This is a genomic window from Methanoculleus sp., assembly GCF_030019085.1.
GTDB lineage: Archaea > Halobacteriota > Methanomicrobia > Methanomicrobiales > Methanoculleaceae > Methanoculleus.
The window spans coordinates 100121-115639 of sequence record NZ_JASEFJ010000001.1 but is presented as its reverse complement, the minus strand read 5'-3'; the positions used below and the strand labels follow the sequence as shown (position 1 = coordinate 115639).

At 57.7% G+C, this 15519-nt stretch carries 21 protein-coding genes and 1 tRNA gene; 7 read left to right on the top strand and 15 right to left on the bottom strand.

The features are described 5' to 3' along the window. The 8 genes from QMC91_RS00705 to QMC91_RS00670 are packed head-to-tail and all read right to left on the bottom strand — an operon-like array spanning position 1 to position 3088. Positions 1 to 204, bottom strand: a complete 204-nt coding sequence (locus QMC91_RS00705) for a hypothetical protein (protein ID WP_300233905.1) — start codon at positions 202 to 204, stop codon at positions 1 to 3. A gap of 5 nt (positions 205 to 209) precedes the next feature. After that, positions 210 to 863, bottom strand: a complete 654-nt coding sequence (locus tag QMC91_RS00700) for a hypothetical protein (protein ID WP_300233902.1) — start codon at positions 861 to 863, stop codon at positions 210 to 212. Beyond that, positions 856 to 1455 carry an EhaG family protein gene (locus QMC91_RS00695; protein ID WP_300233900.1) on the bottom strand — a complete coding sequence of 200 codons (600 nt, stop codon included), beginning with the start codon at positions 1453 to 1455 and terminating at the stop codon, positions 856 to 858. Before QMC91_RS00695 ends, QMC91_RS00700 begins: the two co-directional genes overlap by 8 nt. After that, positions 1452 to 1889, bottom strand: coding sequence for a DUF2106 family protein (locus tag QMC91_RS00690; protein WP_366944346.1), 438 nt, complete (start codon positions 1887 to 1889; stop codon positions 1452 to 1454). Before QMC91_RS00690 ends, QMC91_RS00695 begins: the two co-directional genes overlap by 4 nt. A gap of 11 nt (positions 1890 to 1900) precedes the next feature. Next, positions 1901 to 2140, bottom strand: coding sequence for a DUF2107 family protein (locus QMC91_RS00685; RefSeq protein WP_300234119.1), 240 nt, complete (start codon positions 2138 to 2140; stop codon positions 1901 to 1903). Beyond that, a complete protein-coding gene (locus QMC91_RS00680) occupies positions 2140 to 2370 on the bottom strand; it encodes a DUF2108 domain-containing protein (RefSeq protein ID WP_300233897.1) in 231 nt (76 codons plus the stop codon). Before QMC91_RS00680 ends, QMC91_RS00685 begins: the two co-directional genes overlap by 1 nt. Further along, positions 2367 to 2606, bottom strand: coding sequence for a DUF2109 family protein (locus tag QMC91_RS00675; protein ID WP_300233894.1), 240 nt, complete (start codon positions 2604 to 2606; stop codon positions 2367 to 2369). The genes QMC91_RS00680 and QMC91_RS00675 overlap by 4 nt, the downstream gene beginning before the upstream one ends. Then, the gene (locus tag QMC91_RS00670; RefSeq protein WP_300233891.1) at positions 2603 to 3088 is read right to left on the bottom strand and encodes a hypothetical protein; all 486 of its coding nucleotides are present in this window, start codon (positions 3086 to 3088) and stop codon (positions 2603 to 2605) included. Before QMC91_RS00670 ends, QMC91_RS00675 begins: the two co-directional genes overlap by 4 nt. 347 nt (positions 3089 to 3435) lie before the next feature. Between QMC91_RS00670 and QMC91_RS00665 the strand changes: the two genes are divergently transcribed. The 4 genes from QMC91_RS00665 (at position 3436) to QMC91_RS00650 (ending at position 5491) form a co-directional block, all read left to right on the top strand. Next, positions 3436 to 3520 (top strand) — tRNA-Leu (locus tag QMC91_RS00665). A 281-nt stretch (positions 3521 to 3801) separates the two neighbouring features. Continuing rightward, the gene (locus QMC91_RS00660; RefSeq protein ID WP_300233888.1) at positions 3802 to 3948 is read left to right on the top strand and encodes a hypothetical protein; all 147 of its coding nucleotides are present in this window, start codon (positions 3802 to 3804) and stop codon (positions 3946 to 3948) included. A 177-nt stretch (positions 3949 to 4125) separates the two neighbouring features. Then, positions 4126 to 4641 (top strand): hypothetical protein, encoded by a 516-nt coding sequence (locus tag QMC91_RS00655; RefSeq protein ID WP_300233885.1) that lies wholly within the window; start codon positions 4126 to 4128, stop codon positions 4639 to 4641. Further along, positions 4607 to 5491, top strand: a complete 885-nt coding sequence (locus tag QMC91_RS00650) for an HAD-IC family P-type ATPase (protein WP_300233881.1) — start codon at positions 4607 to 4609, stop codon at positions 5489 to 5491. The genes QMC91_RS00655 and QMC91_RS00650 overlap by 35 nt, the downstream gene beginning before the upstream one ends. A 422-nt stretch (positions 5492 to 5913) precedes the next feature. Here the strand turns inward: QMC91_RS00650 and QMC91_RS00645 are convergent, their stop codons facing one another. Next, positions 5914 to 6225, bottom strand: a complete 312-nt coding sequence (locus tag QMC91_RS00645; RefSeq protein WP_300233878.1) for a hypothetical protein — start codon at positions 6223 to 6225, stop codon at positions 5914 to 5916. A 319-nt stretch (positions 6226 to 6544) separates the two neighbouring features. On the opposite strand from QMC91_RS00645, the gene QMC91_RS00640 reads away from it, so the two are divergent. Then, a complete protein-coding gene (locus QMC91_RS00640; protein WP_300233876.1) occupies positions 6545 to 7954 on the top strand; it encodes a phosphoadenosine phosphosulfate reductase family protein in 1410 nt (469 codons plus the stop codon). Next, positions 7929 to 8537, top strand: a complete 609-nt coding sequence (hisH, locus tag QMC91_RS00635) for an imidazole glycerol phosphate synthase subunit HisH (protein ID WP_300233874.1) — start codon at positions 7929 to 7931, stop codon at positions 8535 to 8537. Before QMC91_RS00640 ends, hisH begins: the two co-directional genes overlap by 26 nt. A 187-nt stretch (positions 8538 to 8724) precedes the next feature. Here hisH and QMC91_RS00630 read toward each other — a convergent pair whose 3' ends face one another. The 3 genes from QMC91_RS00630 to QMC91_RS00620 are packed head-to-tail and all read right to left on the bottom strand — an operon-like array spanning position 8725 to position 10403. Further along, positions 8725 to 9216 (bottom strand): Mut7-C RNAse domain-containing protein, encoded by a 492-nt coding sequence (locus QMC91_RS00630; RefSeq protein ID WP_300233872.1) that lies wholly within the window; start codon positions 9214 to 9216, stop codon positions 8725 to 8727. Then, on the bottom strand, positions 9197 to 10210 hold the full coding sequence (gene amrS / locus QMC91_RS00625) for an AmmeMemoRadiSam system radical SAM enzyme (RefSeq protein WP_300233870.1): 1014 nt from the start codon (positions 10208 to 10210) through the stop codon (positions 9197 to 9199). The genes QMC91_RS00630 and amrS overlap by 20 nt, the downstream gene beginning before the upstream one ends. A 43-nt stretch (positions 10211 to 10253) precedes the next feature. After that, on the bottom strand, positions 10254 to 10403 hold the full coding sequence (locus QMC91_RS00620; protein WP_300233868.1) for a hypothetical protein: 150 nt from the start codon (positions 10401 to 10403) through the stop codon (positions 10254 to 10256). 47 nt (positions 10404 to 10450) lie between these two features. Here QMC91_RS00620 and pyrH point away from each other — a divergent pair, with 47 nt between their 5' ends. Continuing rightward, entirely contained in the window at positions 10451 to 11209 is a 759-nt protein-coding gene (gene pyrH, locus QMC91_RS00615; protein WP_300233866.1) for a UMP kinase, read from the top strand. 147 nt (positions 11210 to 11356) lie between these two features. Here the strand turns inward: pyrH and QMC91_RS00610 are convergent, their stop codons facing one another. From QMC91_RS00610 to dnaJ, 3 genes are all read right to left on the bottom strand, one after another. Next, the gene (locus QMC91_RS00610) at positions 11357 to 11725 is read right to left on the bottom strand and encodes a hypothetical protein (protein ID WP_300233864.1); all 369 of its coding nucleotides are present in this window, start codon (positions 11723 to 11725) and stop codon (positions 11357 to 11359) included. Between the two features lie 46 nt (positions 11726 to 11771). Continuing rightward, positions 11772 to 12725, bottom strand: coding sequence for a methyltransferase domain-containing protein (locus QMC91_RS00605; protein WP_300233862.1), 954 nt, complete (start codon positions 12723 to 12725; stop codon positions 11772 to 11774). Between the two features lie 1625 nt (positions 12726 to 14350). Further along, a complete protein-coding gene (gene dnaJ, locus QMC91_RS00600; protein WP_300233860.1) occupies positions 14351 to 15514 on the bottom strand; it encodes a molecular chaperone DnaJ in 1164 nt (387 codons plus the stop codon). Positions 15515 to 15519 lie beyond the last annotated feature (5 nt).

The following is a 15519-nucleotide window of genomic DNA, read 5'->3' as shown; positions in this document are numbered from 1 at the left end:
TCAGTATCCTATAAACGGTATATCCTCTTCTCCCCCAGGAGCCCGCCACCAGAGTGTCAGGAAGAGCACCAGTAACGGAAAGGCGATGACGAATATTGTAACTGCCGCCCAGAGCGGTATAAGGGCTGCTGCCAGCGCCGCCCATGCGACGATGATGGCGATGGCCGATACCGCAAATCCGTAGGGAAACGTCTTTTTCTTCATGGTTATCAGATGGTTATGACAATCTCCACGACGCGCAGGAAGATCAACAGCGATGAGAGGGAGCACATGATGACGTAGGGGGCGCCCGGCGCCCTGAACATCTCGGCTTTTGCCGCGTAGAACGGCGCCATCCCCTCCCCGGTAACGCCGAGAGCGAGGAGGATCTTCGCCACCAGCGGGACCGCATAGCCCCCGGTCGCAAGGGCCGGGATGGAGAGCGTACCGGTGGTCCCGAGGATCAGCGCGGCACCCCCGAAAAGCGGCAGGGTGCCGACCATGGCGACGATCCCATACTCGTATGCGGCGTTGAGAACGTGGCGGCTTTTCACCGCCGCAACGATGCCGACGTTGGTGATACCGACCATTGAGACGAAGAGCGTGTAGTTGAAGATGTCACCGCTCGCCATCGCCCCCATGGACGCAAGACCGCAGGCTATCGCCATGAAACGCCGGAACTGCCTCTCCGAGATGGGCGTCTTCTTCGCGTAGTAGGCGTCTCCCCCAAACACGATATCGAGCTGCCTCTCAGGCCTCGCAACTATGACAAGCACTGTGAAGATCAGCGCGAAGATGAATAGCGTGAGGGAGTAAGGAGTGAAGTAGTGGAGGATATCCCCGAACTCCAGCACAAAGAGGTCGACCCCGCCGATATCAGACATTTGGACCACCCCGCATGGTGCCGATGATCGACATCTTGGCCATAACCTTGACAAGGATCGCCGACCCCGCGAGCATGACCGCAAAGAACCACCGCTCCGGGAAGATCATGAAGGTGAAGAACGCGAAGATCCAGATGACCCACGAGTAGCCGCTCGCGGTCTCGATCACCTCAAACCGCTCGTGGTGGTCGCGGCTGAGGAAGTAGAAGATCACGCCGAGCCCGGCAACAGCCCCACCCGAGAACCCGGAGAGGATGATACCGTAGCCGACCAGGAGTGCGGCAAGTATGGGAGGAGCGGTCTCCATCACCTCGATCTGCAGACCATCGGACGGTGGTCGGTTGAAACCTTCTTTGACCCGGTAGATCTCGGAGAGCGCGATCAACTCCGAGGTGCCCACCACAAGCCCCGGGAGGATGAGCGCCTCGGCGAGGTCGGTGCCGACCAGCGCAATGAACGCGAGGGTGACTACCTCGACAAGATCGGTGAGGAGGAGACGGTGGAGACCATCGGTCTCGCGCATCAGGGCAAAAAAGGCTATCCCTGTCACCGCGAACGCCACGAAGAGACCTATCGAGTATGTCAGGATCATTCTTCTTTTGTCCTCCGGTAGAGGTGTGAGGCGATCGCAAACGCTACAAAGAGGATGCTTGTCTCGACGACCGTATCGAGTCCACGGGTGTTGTAGAGGATCTCATCGATGATCCCACCCGGGTGGGCGACGATCGTCGTGCCCAGGTAGTGCGTATGGTCTGCGAGGTAACGTGAGAAGGGTGTCAGGTAGGTGGTGACATATCCCAAGTAAGGAGAATTCTCCGGGTACTGTGCGACGACTTCCGTTGGGCCGAAGGGCACCCCGCCCCGGTCGTAAGGGTAGAGCGGGGATTCCGAGTTGAGGGTCTTTGGGTAGAGCTGGTTCTCCTCGAACTCGAGCGGCAGGGAGATTATGCCGGCAACGGCGACGATGATGCATGCACCGGCAAATATCGCTACCAGATTCCGGAAATCAGAGAGGAATCGAGATATCCTGGAGATGATCAGCAGGATTCATCCCTCCACTCCATCAGCCGCACGATAACAAACGTGCTGATGGCGGTTACCGCGATGAACGTCAGGAGGGCGAGGGTTTCGTCATATGCAAGCATAACGAGCAGGAGGCCCCAGCCCGGTATCTCGAGGTTGATCAACCGGGCAACGTAGGTCTTCGGCCGCACGAAAGCAACCGCAAGAACACCGATCAGAAGGATCGCGAGCCCGAGGATGAAGGTAGCCTCCATCACGCATCAGCCCTCCTCACGACCCTGAGAACAAATATTGTGGCTATCGGGGCTATCAGAGAGACCGTGATGGCGACGTCCAGATAACCGCGGTCCACGATGAACGGTATGACTCCGGCTACAAGGATCCCGAGCGAGATCAGTTTGCCATAGTAGTCCAGGATGAGGGCGGCAGAGACCCCGCCCACGAGCGCGATAAACCCGAACATTATCTCGAGCGCCGGGATCATTGGTTCCTCGCTCCTGCATAGGTGCTCGCGATCGCATTGGCCTCAAGCGTCGACCCGACAAAGTAGGCGGCGGCCGCCACCAGTGAAAGCGGGTGGTCGAGCAGCAGGACGATAGAGGCGGCGATGGCGAAGTTCAGGACGTTCACGTAAGGGAGTTTCCTGGCGGTATTCCTCTCGAATGTAGCCCGGAGCGCGGCAACTACCGCAACCACAGCAACCAGGGGGAGCGCGATCACTGCCTGACCCTCCAGAGCCGTGCAAGTAGCCTGCTCGCGTGGACGTGGGAGATGCCCTGGATGGAGAGGATGGCGATCACCGTGCCTGCAATGAAGTTCGTTGCGGTGAACCCTACCTGAGTGAACCCGTATACGACGAACGTCGCCAGTAACGCGCCGGTGGTCCCTGCGTAGCCGGGGTCATGGCAGATGCGGTTACCGATGAAGACGAGCGCAGCCGCGATAAGTCCACCGGGGATACCGGCGACGTAGACACCGCAGGCGGCAAGGAGCGTTCCTGCCGAGGCGTCAGGTGAGCAGACGATGTTTCCCATCATGTTGCCCCCGGCAATATCGCCACCGGCGGCCTGGATATCCCGCGCAACAGCTGACGCTCCACTGACGCCCCCCTTTTCCGGCAACCGGAAGAAGATATCGACGCTCACAAAGAGAAGCCAGGTGATGATCGCCGCCGCCAGGATGTAGAGGAGTTCGCCCAGCATTGTTCCTTCAACTACAGGAAAAATACAGTCAGTCAATTCAATAAAGGTTTTGTTGTTAACATTTCAAGCGTGATTTGCCAGAAACACACTTCCGGAGTACTTTTTGCATGACCGGACCGAATGGGGGCTTATACTGTATAATGGTAAGTTTCCAGGGCAAATACCCTGATCGCTCGACTGAGGTGAGGAGCGGACCCGCTCGGGCATAACAAATGCCCGGGAACAATTATAAGGTTTAGGGCAGCGATACATATGAGGATAGGGGTCGCCTTAGCGGGTAAAAGTCCGCCAGGATTTGTGGTTTCAAACAGGATAACGTTCCCCTGACCCGTGTCACGCACCAGACCGCGAGGGTTGCCAAGCCAGGTCAAAGGCGCTGGATTTAGGGTCCAGTCTCGAAGGAGTTCAAGGGTTCGAATCCCTTCCCTCGCATACACTCATTCTCCAGGATCCCTTCCCCCGGATGGACGATCGCGACACTGCTGTCGAGAACCATATCACGGATCCTGATCAGGCCACTCCTGGCGCCTGCCAATAGGGTTCAAACTTCAGTTGAGGGAGGCTACCCAAGATTAATGCCTCTCCCGTAACACCCCCTCCTGGGGTAATGCCAGGAGACGAACTCCGGGGTCCTCCCCGGGGCCGGGGATCACCCCGATTGCGCATCAGTGGAGAGCAGGGTATGGACCGATGCAGAGCCCCGAGATCACTCAATGAACGCAACCGCCACTGAAGTGGAGAGGCTGGACAGGTACCTCGACGGTGAGCCCCCCTCTCTGCGGGCTGTGATTGGATCCGGTGTCCGACAACAGTTGCCGTATTACGGCGGGACGATGGTCGAGACGAGACCCGAGATCTAGCCCATCACCCGGCTCCTACGATATAGCTGGTGAACGTTATGAGGCATACGTGCTGCCACCACTCTGGTACCCGGGAGGCATAGATCGGATGGAGCGGAAGCAGGAGAGCCACACTGACCACTGGACAGGCGCAGACGGAGCGCATGCAGAGCACCTGGGGGTGATCACGCCCATGCGATGACGGACTTCCGGCAACGGTTCATCGTCTCCCTGATACTAACGGTGCCAATCCTGATCCTGTCCCCGGGTTTCCAGGCATTCTTCGGCGTTGAATACTCTTTTCCGGGGTCGGCCCTCATTCTCCTCACCCTTTCCACGGCGGTTTACGCCTACGGCGGGTATCCATTCCTGAAAGGAATCGTGCAGGAGATTCGGGCACGGTTGTCCGGGATGATGACCTTGATCGCTGTTGCGATCACCGTCGCCTACATCTTCAGCGCCATTGTGGTGCTGGGTGTGGCCAGCGGTGCACTGTTCTTCTGGGAACTGGCCACCCATATCGATATCATGCTTCTCGGCCACTGGGTGGAGATGCGCTCGGGTATGGGCGCTTCGCGGGCGCTGGAAGAACTCGTGAACGAAAGGCGTTTGAGAGGGCACGCGACCTGCAGGCGATCGTCTTTGATAAGACCGGGACGCTCACAATGGGGTATTCGGCGTGACCGACGTATTCGCCCGGGGCACGGTGAGTGAGGAGGAGATCATCCGGCGTGCCGCTTCTGTTGAGGCGAACTCCGAGCACCCGATTGCACGGGGAATAGTGCAGAGCGCGGAGGAGAGAGGGATTGAACTCCTGCCGCTGGAAGATTTCAGGGCCATTCCAGGAAAAGGTGTGGAAGCAAGGATAGCCGGCACACCGAGCCTGGTGGTAAGCCCCGGGTATCTCAGCGAGGCGGGCATACCGGTGGGCGATGAACGGGTGGCGACGGCGGAATCACAGGGAAAGACAGGGGTCTTTCTCCTGGAAGACCAGAAACTTCTCGGGGCACTGGCTCTTGCGGATATTATCCGGGACGAGTCCCGTGACGCAATCGCCCGACTGAAGGAGATGGGGCTCCGATGCATGATGCTCACAGGGGACAACCGCTATGTGGCTGGATGGGTAGCCGGCGAATTCGGGCTTGATGATTATTTCGCGGAGGTCCTTTCCCACGAAAAGTCAAAGAAGATCGAGGAGATCCAGCAGCAGTACCGTGTGGCGATGGTCGGCGACGGTATAAACGACGCTCCTGCGCTTGTTCAGGCGGACGTGGAGATCGCGATCGGTGCCGGGACGGACGTCGCCGTGGAGAGCGCAGATAACGTTCTCGTCCGGAGCAACCCACGGGACGTGGTCGATATCGTCCTTCTCTCCAGGAAGACATACACCAAGATGTTACAGAACCTGCTCTGGGCCACAGGCTACAACACGTTTGCAATCCCGCTCGCGGCAGGGGTGGCAGTCTCTTACGGTATCGTGCTGACACCTGCGGTCGGGGCGGTTTTGATGAGCCTCAGCACCATCATCGTGGCGATCAATGCGCGGTTACTGAGACTGAACTGAGCCCGAAGGTACCTGGTCTCGGAGGCACCTCTGACCTCACATCCGCCCCCTCTCCTCTGCCTGTCTGCAACGCTGATGCTCAAAGTCCGGCAGCACCATAACGGAGCGGAGGATGGTTCCTCACAGGTGTTGAAGGCCCGGGGTTGCCCCCTTCATACGAAAAAAAGAGGTGGTGAGATAGATGGAGAGTCTTTAGTTCTTCTTGGCCTTGTCCTGCCCCTTCTCTGCCTTCTTTTCTTCCATCTTCTTATCCTGTGGCCGCTTATCCTTTGACATGATACACCCCCTTCCCCAAGGAGGGATATACGTGATGTATACCGGGTGGGATATAAAATTTACCACCCCTCGACAGCGTAACGTTAAATTCCGGAAAAAATTGGTCGTTTTTTTCCAACCCCCTGAGCACGGGGGGTGGGGGAGCGCTACCTCCTCCGCCCGAGAGCGGAGACCAGATATAGCAGGGCGAGGGAGAGGGCTCCCGCTACCTCAACGCCCACCACAAATGGAATGAGGGGGATTGCACCGGCTATGCTTAACCCTGTCGATACAGGACCTGGATCGACCGGGCTACCTGCAGGCGCCGAACCCGGTGCATCAAGCCAGTCGCAGAAGAGCAGAGCACCTACCGCGAGCATGACCACAACCATCAGGATGAATATTATCAGCCCAAGAATCTCGATCCTTCGCAGGGGTTTTCGCGTAAGCCGCATCGATGCCATTTCTGCACTCCCCATGTCATACATAATCTCACCCCGCCCCCTCCATCCAGGAGGTGGTGCAACCATCGCCTGCCAAGAATATGAGGTACGGACAGATCCCGAACTGCCCATTTAGCAATTTAGAGTTGTTGATATTCCGGCGAAGTTCCTGTAGATACAATTCAACATGATTAAACATTATAATACTATGGCAACCAGGATGTATTTAATCCTGTCCACCTGAACCGCAACCAACCGAGAAGATCTGGAAAAGAGGCCTTCAAGAAGATTGTCCGCGAAAGGATGTAGGATTATCACCAATATTTTTATCCATTTCACTCCAACGGGTATGAGAATGCCACGCATCTACCTCGGCGATATCCCGCTTCACTGGTGCGACTCCTGCCACGTTCCCGTGCTATCCGGGGTCTGCAACTGCGGTGGTCCGACCCGCCCGGTAGCCGTCACCCCACCCGGCGACGCACGCCCCGCATTCCCCGATGACATCGATCGGATCAACAGGATATTCAGCGATCACTTCGGGGCGCGGCTGATACCGGAAGGGCATATCGCGCTCCTGAACAAGGTCCCCGCGGACGACAGGATGGACGAGATAGTCCTTGGCGGCGCCGTCGTGGGTGCGATCCGCTACCTGCCAGGAGAGAGACACTGGGAACCCCTCCCACGCCGGGCCGCTGCGGCATACATGCGACCGAGCCGTCGCTATGTCATCGTCGACGACGGCGCAGTCCCGTCCATCCGTGATGAAGGAGCAAGTGTCCTTGCACCCGGCCTTATCTCGATAGACCCTGCCGTTGCCGCGGGCGACGAGGTCTTCATACTGACTGCGAGCGGCGAGTGCGTCGGTGTTGGGCGGGCAAAGGTTGATGCGACCACCGCCGACGCGATGGAGCGGGGTGTCGTAGTCCGGACACGCAGGAACCTGGAGGCGACCCCAATCCCGGGTGAGGCGACCTGGGAGGAGGCCGTCAGAGCAAACGAACTCGTTCTCGCCAATTACGAGGCCGCAAGTATCCGGTTCGTTAGGGAGGTTACAGAAGAAGACCATCGCACCCCCACGGTCTCATACTCAGGCGGGAAAGACAGTCTTGCAACCCTCCTGATCGTCTTAAAGGCAATCGGGGCGGTACCGATCCTCTTTGCCGACACGGGACTTGAGTTCCCGGAGACCTATGAGAACGTCGATGTGGTGGCGAGACGATACGGGCTTGAGGTCTTCAGCGTCTGTGACGAAGAGACGTTCTGGGAGACGTTCGAGGATAACGGCCCGCCGGCCGTCGATAACCGCTGGTGCTGCCGTATCTGCAAACTCCATCCCGTCGGTCGCCTGATCGAGGAGAACTGGGGCGAGTGCCTCTCGTTCATCGGACAGCGGAAGTACGAGTCGGTGCGTCGGATGCGGAGCAGACGGGTCTGGCGGAACCCGCATGTCCCGCAACAGGTCTCGGCAGCTCCCATCCAGCAGTGGACGGCGATGCACGTCTGGCTCTACATCTTCCGCGAGAAAGCACCATACAACCGTCTTTACGAACGAGGACTCGACCGCATCGGCTGTTTCATGTGCCCTTCGAGCGATCTCTCGACGTTTGCGATCATCGGGGAGACACACCCGGAACTAATGGAGATCTGGCACGAGAAACTCGCCCGGTGGCAGGAAAAGCAGGGGCTCGATCCTGACTGGATCGAGTCCGGACTCTGGCGGAGACATGGTAATTCCGATGAAGAAGAGGATAGTTATAATTGATTACGGTCTGGGCAACCTGCGCAGCGTTTTTCGCGGCCTGGAACGGGCGGGTGCGGCGCCGAAGATAACGGCAGACCCTGAGGAGATCACGACGGCAGACGGCATCATCCTCCCGGGTGTCGGGGCGTTCCGGGAGGGGATGGAGATGCTCGGTGATCTCCAGGCGACCGTCGTCAACGCCGCTTGCGAGACACCGCTCCTCGGGATCTGTCTTGGTATGCAGATGCTTATGGAATCCAGCGAAGAGCATGGGCTCCACCACGGGCTCGGACTGATACCAGGAGACGTGAGACGGTTTGTGCCGATAGGCAAGGAGAAGATACCTCATATGGGCTGGAACACCATACGCATCAAGACGGAGACGCCTCTATTTGGGGGGCTCCGCGAGGAGGAGTATGTCTACTTTGTCCACTCCTACTACGCGGCGGCCGCACCGGACAACACCATCGCGAACACCACCTACATCCACCCATTTGCATCCGCGGTCAGGTGCGGACGCACCTACGGCGTCCAGTTCCACCCTGAGAAGAGCGGTGAGGTCGGGATTAAGATCCTGGAGAACTTTATCGAGCAGATCTGTTAGGCCAGGTATACTCCGCTTCTCTGCCGGATCTCCCTATTTTGCTTCGCAACAGGGCTCCAGCCAGGAGAGACTGTAGTGTGGGTGGGAGGGCAATTAAGGCTTTACAAAAGAGATTACTCCTTCGTATTGACTTTTGACCCCCCCTCAATAGTTCCGCGGTGGAACGCGAAACAATGTGCAACCCGGTTCAGGAGAGCAAGCGTATCTCTCTCAACCGTCGCTCAAGACGAGCCCCATGCGACCCCATCCAGTAGAGTTTCTTGCAGACGGGGCACCACCAGAACTCTCTCTCCAGCGGCGAACGCGGGGCGTAGGGGGTTTCCCGGATCTCCCGCCGCGTGGCCGGTCGAAGGCGCGTGTTGCAGAGCGAACAGCGACTCATCCTGACCTCAGGCTCGATCAGGCCAGAGTCAGCAAGTTGTCGGATCTGTGACATGATATCTTCAGAGGTTATGTAGACCACCCGCTCCACGCCACGGCGCGCGAGTTCACGGTCACGTGTAAGCAGGATCCGATCTTCCCGGGTTGCGATCTCGAGGAGGAGCGTGTCTTCCCGGGTGTTGCCCGGGGAGAGACTGTTTGCACTCATGGTGTCGTAGCCCATGAACCGGAGGTAGCGCGTCAGCGTCCCGAGCATCCTGTCGGTCAGGAAACGGCGTTCACCTGATCTCTGAGACATACTCGATATGCCCGCCGCATCTCGTGCAGGAATGCCCTTCAAGCCCTCTTATACGGGTGACGTAGCCCGACCGCTCGATGATGAGGTTTCCGCATGATGGGCAGTAGGTGCTCTCGTAAGGGTGGCCTGCGACGTTCCCGAGGTAAGGGTAGTTGATCCCGAGTTCTTTTGCACGTTCGTAAATTTTCTCAAGCGTCCTGACCGGTGTCGGCACAGCATCCAGCATCCTGTATTCGGGGTGGAATCTGGTAAAGTGCATCGGCGTGTCGGGTCCAAGGTTCTCAAGCACCCAGCGGATGAGCCCCTCCATCTCGTCCATAGAGTCGTTCTGACCGGGGATGACGAGTGTAACCGTCTCAATGTGCATACCGAGTTCCTTTGCAAGCGCAGTTGCGTCCAGGACTGGCTGCAACCTCCCGCCGCACACCTTCCTATAAAAGGCATCCGAGAACGATTTGAGGTCAACACGGAATGCGTTGAGCATGCCAGCGAGGTCGCGCAACCCCTCCTCCGTGATGTAGCCGTTCGTGACATATACCGTTCCAAGACCCTTCCGGCGTGCAAGCGTTCCCATCTCGAGTGGGTACTCATGCCAGATAGTGGGCTCGTTGTATGTCCAGGCGATGCTCGAAGAGCCAGACGCTATCGCCCGCTCCACCCCCATCTCAGGGCTGATATCCCTGAAACCACCCACCTCCAGCGTCTGCTGGGAGATCTGCCAGTTCTGACAGTGCGCGCAGTGAAAGTTACAGCCAACGCTACCAAGCGAGTAAGAGAGACTTCCCGGCAGGAAATGATAGAGCGGTTTCTTCTCGATGGGATCGACTGCTTCAGCGATCACCTTGCCGAAGGTGGCAGCGTAGAGCGTGCCGCCGCGGTTGATGCGGACGCCACAGATGCCATGCATGCCATCCTTTATGGTGCACCTGTGGGCGCAGAGCGAGCAACGAACGGAATTGTCCTCCTTTTTCTGGTAGAGTCGCGCCTCGTGCATATGATCACCGCATGTCTGGAATCATTATAGTTATTGCGGCGGACTACCGCCCATTCTCCTTCCCATCATCCTCATCATACTCAAGAACCAGCGCGCCGCGATACCCGCAACGCTTACAGCGGTAGAGAAAACCGATGTATCCTCCGGTAACCACCCATATGTCGGTTGAGTTGCAGACCGGACAGTGCAGCATCTTCGCAAACAGGTATATGAGTGATATACAGGTAATAATAGGGTGGGATGAAGAAGATTGTTATCTCTCTGGGCGGCTCGATTCTGGTACCCTCGCTTGAATCGAACAATATCGCTCGATACGTATCTGTTCTGAAGAAGATCTCCGAGAAATGCCGGCTTTTTGTTGTTGTCGGCGGTGGCGGGGAGGCCCGCAGGTATATCGGGGTCGCTCGTAGTCTTGGCGGCGGAGAGGCAGCGGCGGACGAACTTGGTATCATGGTGACCAGACTGAACGCACGTCTTCTAATCGCCGGTCTCGGCGAGGCGGCCTACCCGCGTGTTGCTGAAAACTACACAGAGGCACTTGAGTTCGCGCTGAGCAAAAAGATCGTAGTCATGGGTGGAATCACTCCCGCACAGACAACTGACGCCGTATCGGCGGTACTTGCCGAGAGCGTTGGTGCCGACCTCCTCATAAACGCCACGTCGATCGACGGGATATACAGCGCTGACCCGAAGAAAGATGCCAGTGCGGTTAGGCATGACCACCTTACACCGCGAGAACTCCTGGAGATCCTCACAGCAAACAGAATGAACGCGGGCGCCAACACAGTCCTCGATATCGTGGCCGGAAAAGTTATTGAACGCTCCGGGATCCCTCTCCTGGTGATCGACGGCCGTGAACCGGATAATCTCTACAGGGCGATCGTGGAAGGTACATTCGTCGGCACCATAGTCTCCGAAGAGGGGCAGAACCCCGGTCGGCCTGGATTGACAGGAAACGCAACCATCCCGGGGATCAGATGGCAACAAAAAGAACCCTGAACATAACTACACCAAAAAGGGAGAGATGGTCTACCTGGCCGTTAGAAAGAACTCAAACTTTGACAGCCAGATGATGAAGTGGGCCCATCTCCCCGGAGAAGGGCCTGCAACGCAAGAACAGGCTACCTTTCCAGGCTCGACACCCTCTTAATGTTCGACACCCAGTTTTTTGAGTTCTTCAGACTTCTTCTTCGAACATGCCTCACATCGAAACTCTGGGGCCGGATCGCTGGTTCTGTCGTAGTTCTTTGCCCTGACCAGGCGGTAACCCCGGGCAACCCTGCCGCAGTCCACGCACCTGACATCGTCTCTCACCTCCCACTGCGCGGCGAAGGTCTCGGAGGTGAAGATAAACCGATCGACCCAGAAGAAGATGAGACCTCCCACCAGGTTGGCGATTACCGTCGCGACAAGCGCCCCAAGGCTGCCGAGCAACGCGAGCACCCCTGCCAGGATCGGCGTCGAGAGTTGCCATCGGACGAGATACAGGCCGTATCGCTTAAAATTTATTTCCACAAATAATATTCAACCCCAGGAGTCATAAAACCGGGCGGGGACGACCTCAGGCAAGCACCAGTACCTGGCGGGTCAGACTCCTGTGCACCCGCTGCTCGTGTCTCTGGAGAACGGTGAAATGGCGGGCGGCGATAGACTTTATGTCACGGTTCGTCACAACGACCGCGCGCCTCCCGGGGCGCAGGATGCGCCGGATCTCTGCAAGCGACCCGTCGTATAGATGGCCCATGCTCTCTGCGCGGATCCTGACTGACTGGCCGTAAGGTAGATCTGTCACAACGGCGTCGATGACACCGTCACGAACCGGAACCGCCGCTGCATCTGCAACCATAACGTCCTGGCCAGGGAGGTTACGCCTGTAACCAGCGACAATCTCGGGATCGAAATCACTCCCAAGGATCCTGGCACCGATCTCCCTCGCCTCAAGTAGGATCCCGCCTGTGCCGCAGAAGGGGTCAAAGAGACGTTCACCCGGTGCCACAAGAGATATGTTGACGAGCGCCCTTGCTAGCCGGGGCATCATCACACCGGGATGGAAGAAAGGCCGACGCATTGGATTTCGGGCCTCAAAAGCCCCACGGTCGATCCGGAGAATTACGCGACCAAAGTAACAGCGATTATCGGAGATTAGGGCGCGGTATTCTTCCACGGGGTTACGCAGCGAGACGGGGCCGGTGATCAGGCTCCCGATCATCCGCTCGGCCTCAAGGCTCGATATATCCATCCGCGCCCCCTGAACGGTCTTCACCCTGCCGGCAAAAGGCCGTGTGGTTGTGAGGGCAAGGTCACGAAGCAGATCTGCAAAATCCGCACCTGCAGGTTCGCACTCCCCAAGATACTCCATAACCACGTGTGTCAGGGCAAGTCTTCTTGCGGCTTTCGGGTCAGGGCACTCAGCGACCGCAACCTGTGTTCCCCTGGAGAGCACCCGGCCCACGCACTCGAGTTCCGCTACCGGCAGATCCGGGTGCTCACCGGAGAGTTCGAAGAGCAACTTCATCTTAAGGATATTGGCTGGAGGGGGATAAAATGGGAGTAGACGCACGTAACTCCGGCATGCGACCAATCATTAACCCCATGGTTTGTGCACAGGATAGGGAGGCTCAGGTCACACATCATCTCTTCCCCGCTGCAGTCCGGTGTTGGGAGGGGTAGGACGCCCGTCAGCTCACCGTTAGACCCGCAGAAACCCTCCTGCGTCCAGAACACGGCCTTTCAGGGAAGGATCTCCAACAACGGCCCACGCTCCACCGTAGAGTGGTCGAAGAAAGGTGTTCAACACTAGTGACACAAAGCAGGCCGGGACACAACCCCACGAGTACCGCAATAAAACCCCAAACGGGGGTTATTTTCACCTGGCACATATAAACAACCGCCCCATTCTCGAATTATGTCCCAGCCTGAAAGTCATAGTTAATCCGGTGACCCCCGCATAATACAGGATAGCCTCCTCCAGATTTCACCATTCAGCCACCTTCTGGATCTTTGTCTTCTGGTTAACGCCAGGTGTAATGATCACCCCTACCAGAAGTACACTCACAACAGCGGTATTTTTACAATTATCAGAAATAGTAGCACGATTCTCGTAGATAGGCCGTTTAAACTCACTTTGCGAGACCTCACCCTCCCCTACACGGGCATTGCGACAGATGTTCTGCTCCCGGAACACCACGGTTCAGTAACTCCACATAAAGCGAAGGTTCGCTTTCTCCACCCCTCGTGGAGGGGGCAGTGCAGGGTGATTGCCAGGGAAGGCCGTACCAGGGGGTAGAGACAGATTTCGATGATGGTGTTGTGTTGACCAAGCAGATATCTCCAGGGCAGTGTATCGATGGAGAATCGCTGCCCCTGGAGAGGGGCTGACGGGGAGGGGGATGGAACACCCCCTTCCCCCGTCTCCTCGTGTCACACAGACACCAACCACCAGACCGCTGCGGCCTCATCCCGCCCCCTCGGGAGAGGCGGGCATTGTATGGCGATAGCAGGGAAGGCCGTGCACGGGGACAGTAGTAAACTCTCCAGGACGTTTCTCACAGGAAAACCGGGTGAATAAGTCCCCCCTCTATGGCACTGTATCTATGGGGAATCGCCCCTCAGAGGTGGGGCTGACCGGGGAGTGGGCAGAACGCCCCTTCCCCCGTCTCTACACGTCTCCAGGGATACGGCCTTTCGCTGACCAACCCCACCAACCAGGGATGGCCGTGCATAGGTCTTCTCCAGAGTCTCCCCCGTGTTTCTGGCAATTGCCCGCCAACAATGCAGAGGATACACATTTTTCGCAGTTTTAAGCTACCCTAATATCAGGCCACAGAACAAGTGTACTTTTGCAGGGGGAGCGATCTTTGAGCCTTGAAGTGCGGATCTAACGACAAAATAAGGCTGAAGATCCAGGTAGTTTCGGATGGAGCTAAATACAGGAAGATAGGTGGCAAGTCTATATCTCAGAACGTTGAACTGATGGCCTCATAAATGAGGCGTTTTCCCACAAAAGATCGGATCACGACGGCGGATGAGGCACAGAAGAGGATCTTACACGTGCTGGTCTTTGAGCCTACGGCCAATGCCACCCGAGATGGCAAGAGAAATTCTTCAGCTGGTCCCGAACGTTCAATAGAGAGACCGCTCTCATTTTACCGTCTCTTTCATCCGGTCGACAACGTCGTGGAAGAAACCCTTGCCCTTCTTCGTGCCTTTCGTCGAAGAGGGTTTGTGCCCCTCCACCTCGAGCAGACGCTCATACAACTCCCGCTCCTCGTCCGTCAGGCGTTCGGGGATGACTATCCGCACCCGCACCAGCATATCCCCGGGCTTTGTCTGCCAGCGCACACCCTCACGAGGTATCCTGAGTCGCGTATCGTGCTGCACTCCGGCCGGAACGTTGAGGATGACGGTGCGACCGTCGATCGTCTGCACCTCAACCTCGGAGCCAAGCGCCGCCTGTGCCGGTGTGATATCGATAGCGGTCTCCAGGTCATCGCCACGACGGACAAACGCCCTGTGCGGTGTGACGGTGATCTCCACATATAGGTCGCCAGGCGGCACACCGTAGTCACCAAAGTCGCCGTAGCCCTCCATCCGGAGACGCATACCCGTATCCACGCCCGGCGGGATCCGGACCTTCACAGTCCGACGGGCACGTCGGTGGCCGCTGCCATTGCATGCCCTGCACCGGGTCTCCGGGATCCTCCCCCGACCATTGCAGTTGGTGCAGGTGCTCAACCTTACGAAGTTCCCGAAGAGAGACTGACTCATCTGCCGCATCTGGCCGGTGCCGCCGCAGGTTGGACAGATGATGGTCTTCTTCGTCTCACTTCCGGTTCCATCGCACTCAAGGCAGGGCTCGACGTGCTCTACTTCGACCTCCTTCTCAGTCCCGAAAACCGCCTCCTCAAGTGTGATCCGCAACTTCACCAGGATGTCCGCACCGGGCCGTGGGCCAGCATGCTGTCTTCCCCCGCCTGCGAACCCACCGCCGAAGAACGTTTCAAAGATATCCCCGAACCCGGAGAAGTCAGCGCTGAACCCGCTGGAATACCCACCACCGGAGTATGAACCGCGGGAGGCACTGCTGTAGGCCTCATGTCCCATGCGGTCGTACTGGGCGCGTTTCTCGGGGTCGGAGAGAACACTGTAAGCCTCATTGATCTTCTTGAAACGTTCCTCGGCCCCCGGTTCTTTGCAGACGTCAGGATGGTACTTTCGTGCAAGGTTCCGGTAGGCTTTCTTGATCTCCTTATCGTCGGCGTCGCGTGAAACGCCGAGGATATCATAGTAGCTTTCCGGACCCATCCATC

Bases quoted from the DNA above. Each gene is read 5' to 3' on its own strand.
- QMC91_RS00685 (WP_300234119.1), bottom strand. From the start codon at position 2,140: ATGGAGGCTACCTTCATCCTCGGGCTCGCGATCCTTCTGATCGGTGTT.
- QMC91_RS00640 (WP_300233876.1), top strand. From the start codon at position 6,545: ATGCCACGCATCTACCTCGGCGATATCCCGCTTCACTGGTGCGACTCC.
- QMC91_RS00660 (WP_300233888.1), top strand. From the start codon at position 3,802: ATGAACGCAACCGCCACTGAAGTGGAGAGGCTGGACAGGTACCTCGAC.
- QMC91_RS00605 (WP_300233862.1), bottom strand. From the start codon at position 12,725: ATGAAGTTGCTCTTCGAACTCTCCGGTGAGCACCCGGATCTGCCGGTA.
- QMC91_RS00620 (WP_300233868.1), bottom strand. From the start codon at position 10,403: ATGCTGCACTGTCCGGTCTGCAACTCAACCGACATATGGGTGGTTACC.
- pyrH (WP_300233866.1), top strand. From the start codon at position 10,451: ATGAAGAAGATTGTTATCTCTCTGGGCGGCTCGATTCTGGTACCCTCG.
- QMC91_RS00705 (WP_300233905.1), bottom strand. From the start codon at position 204: ATGAAGAAAAAGACGTTTCCCTACGGATTTGCGGTATCGGCCATCGCC.
- QMC91_RS00670 (WP_300233891.1), bottom strand. From the start codon at position 3,088: ATGCTGGGCGAACTCCTCTACATCCTGGCGGCGGCGATCATCACCTGG.
- QMC91_RS00680 (WP_300233897.1), bottom strand. From the start codon at position 2,370: ATGATCCCGGCGCTCGAGATAATGTTCGGGTTTATCGCGCTCGTGGGC.
- QMC91_RS00700 (WP_300233902.1), bottom strand. From the start codon at position 863: ATGTCTGATATCGGCGGGGTCGACCTCTTTGTGCTGGAGTTCGGGGAT.
- QMC91_RS00630 (WP_300233872.1), bottom strand. From the start codon at position 9,216: ATGTCTCAGAGATCAGGTGAACGCCGTTTCCTGACCGACAGGATGCTC.
- amrS (WP_300233870.1), bottom strand. From the start codon at position 10,210: ATGCACGAGGCGCGACTCTACCAGAAAAAGGAGGACAATTCCGTTCGT.
- QMC91_RS00645 (WP_300233878.1), bottom strand. From the start codon at position 6,225: ATGGGGAGTGCAGAAATGGCATCGATGCGGCTTACGCGAAAACCCCTG.
- dnaJ (WP_300233860.1), bottom strand. From the start codon at position 15,514: ATGGGTCCGGAAAGCTACTATGATATCCTCGGCGTTTCACGCGACGCC.
- QMC91_RS00655 (WP_300233885.1), top strand. From the start codon at position 4,126: ATGACGGACTTCCGGCAACGGTTCATCGTCTCCCTGATACTAACGGTG.
- QMC91_RS00695 (WP_300233900.1), bottom strand. From the start codon at position 1,455: ATGATCCTGACATACTCGATAGGTCTCTTCGTGGCGTTCGCGGTGACA.
- hisH (WP_300233874.1), top strand. From the start codon at position 7,929: ATGAAGAAGAGGATAGTTATAATTGATTACGGTCTGGGCAACCTGCGC.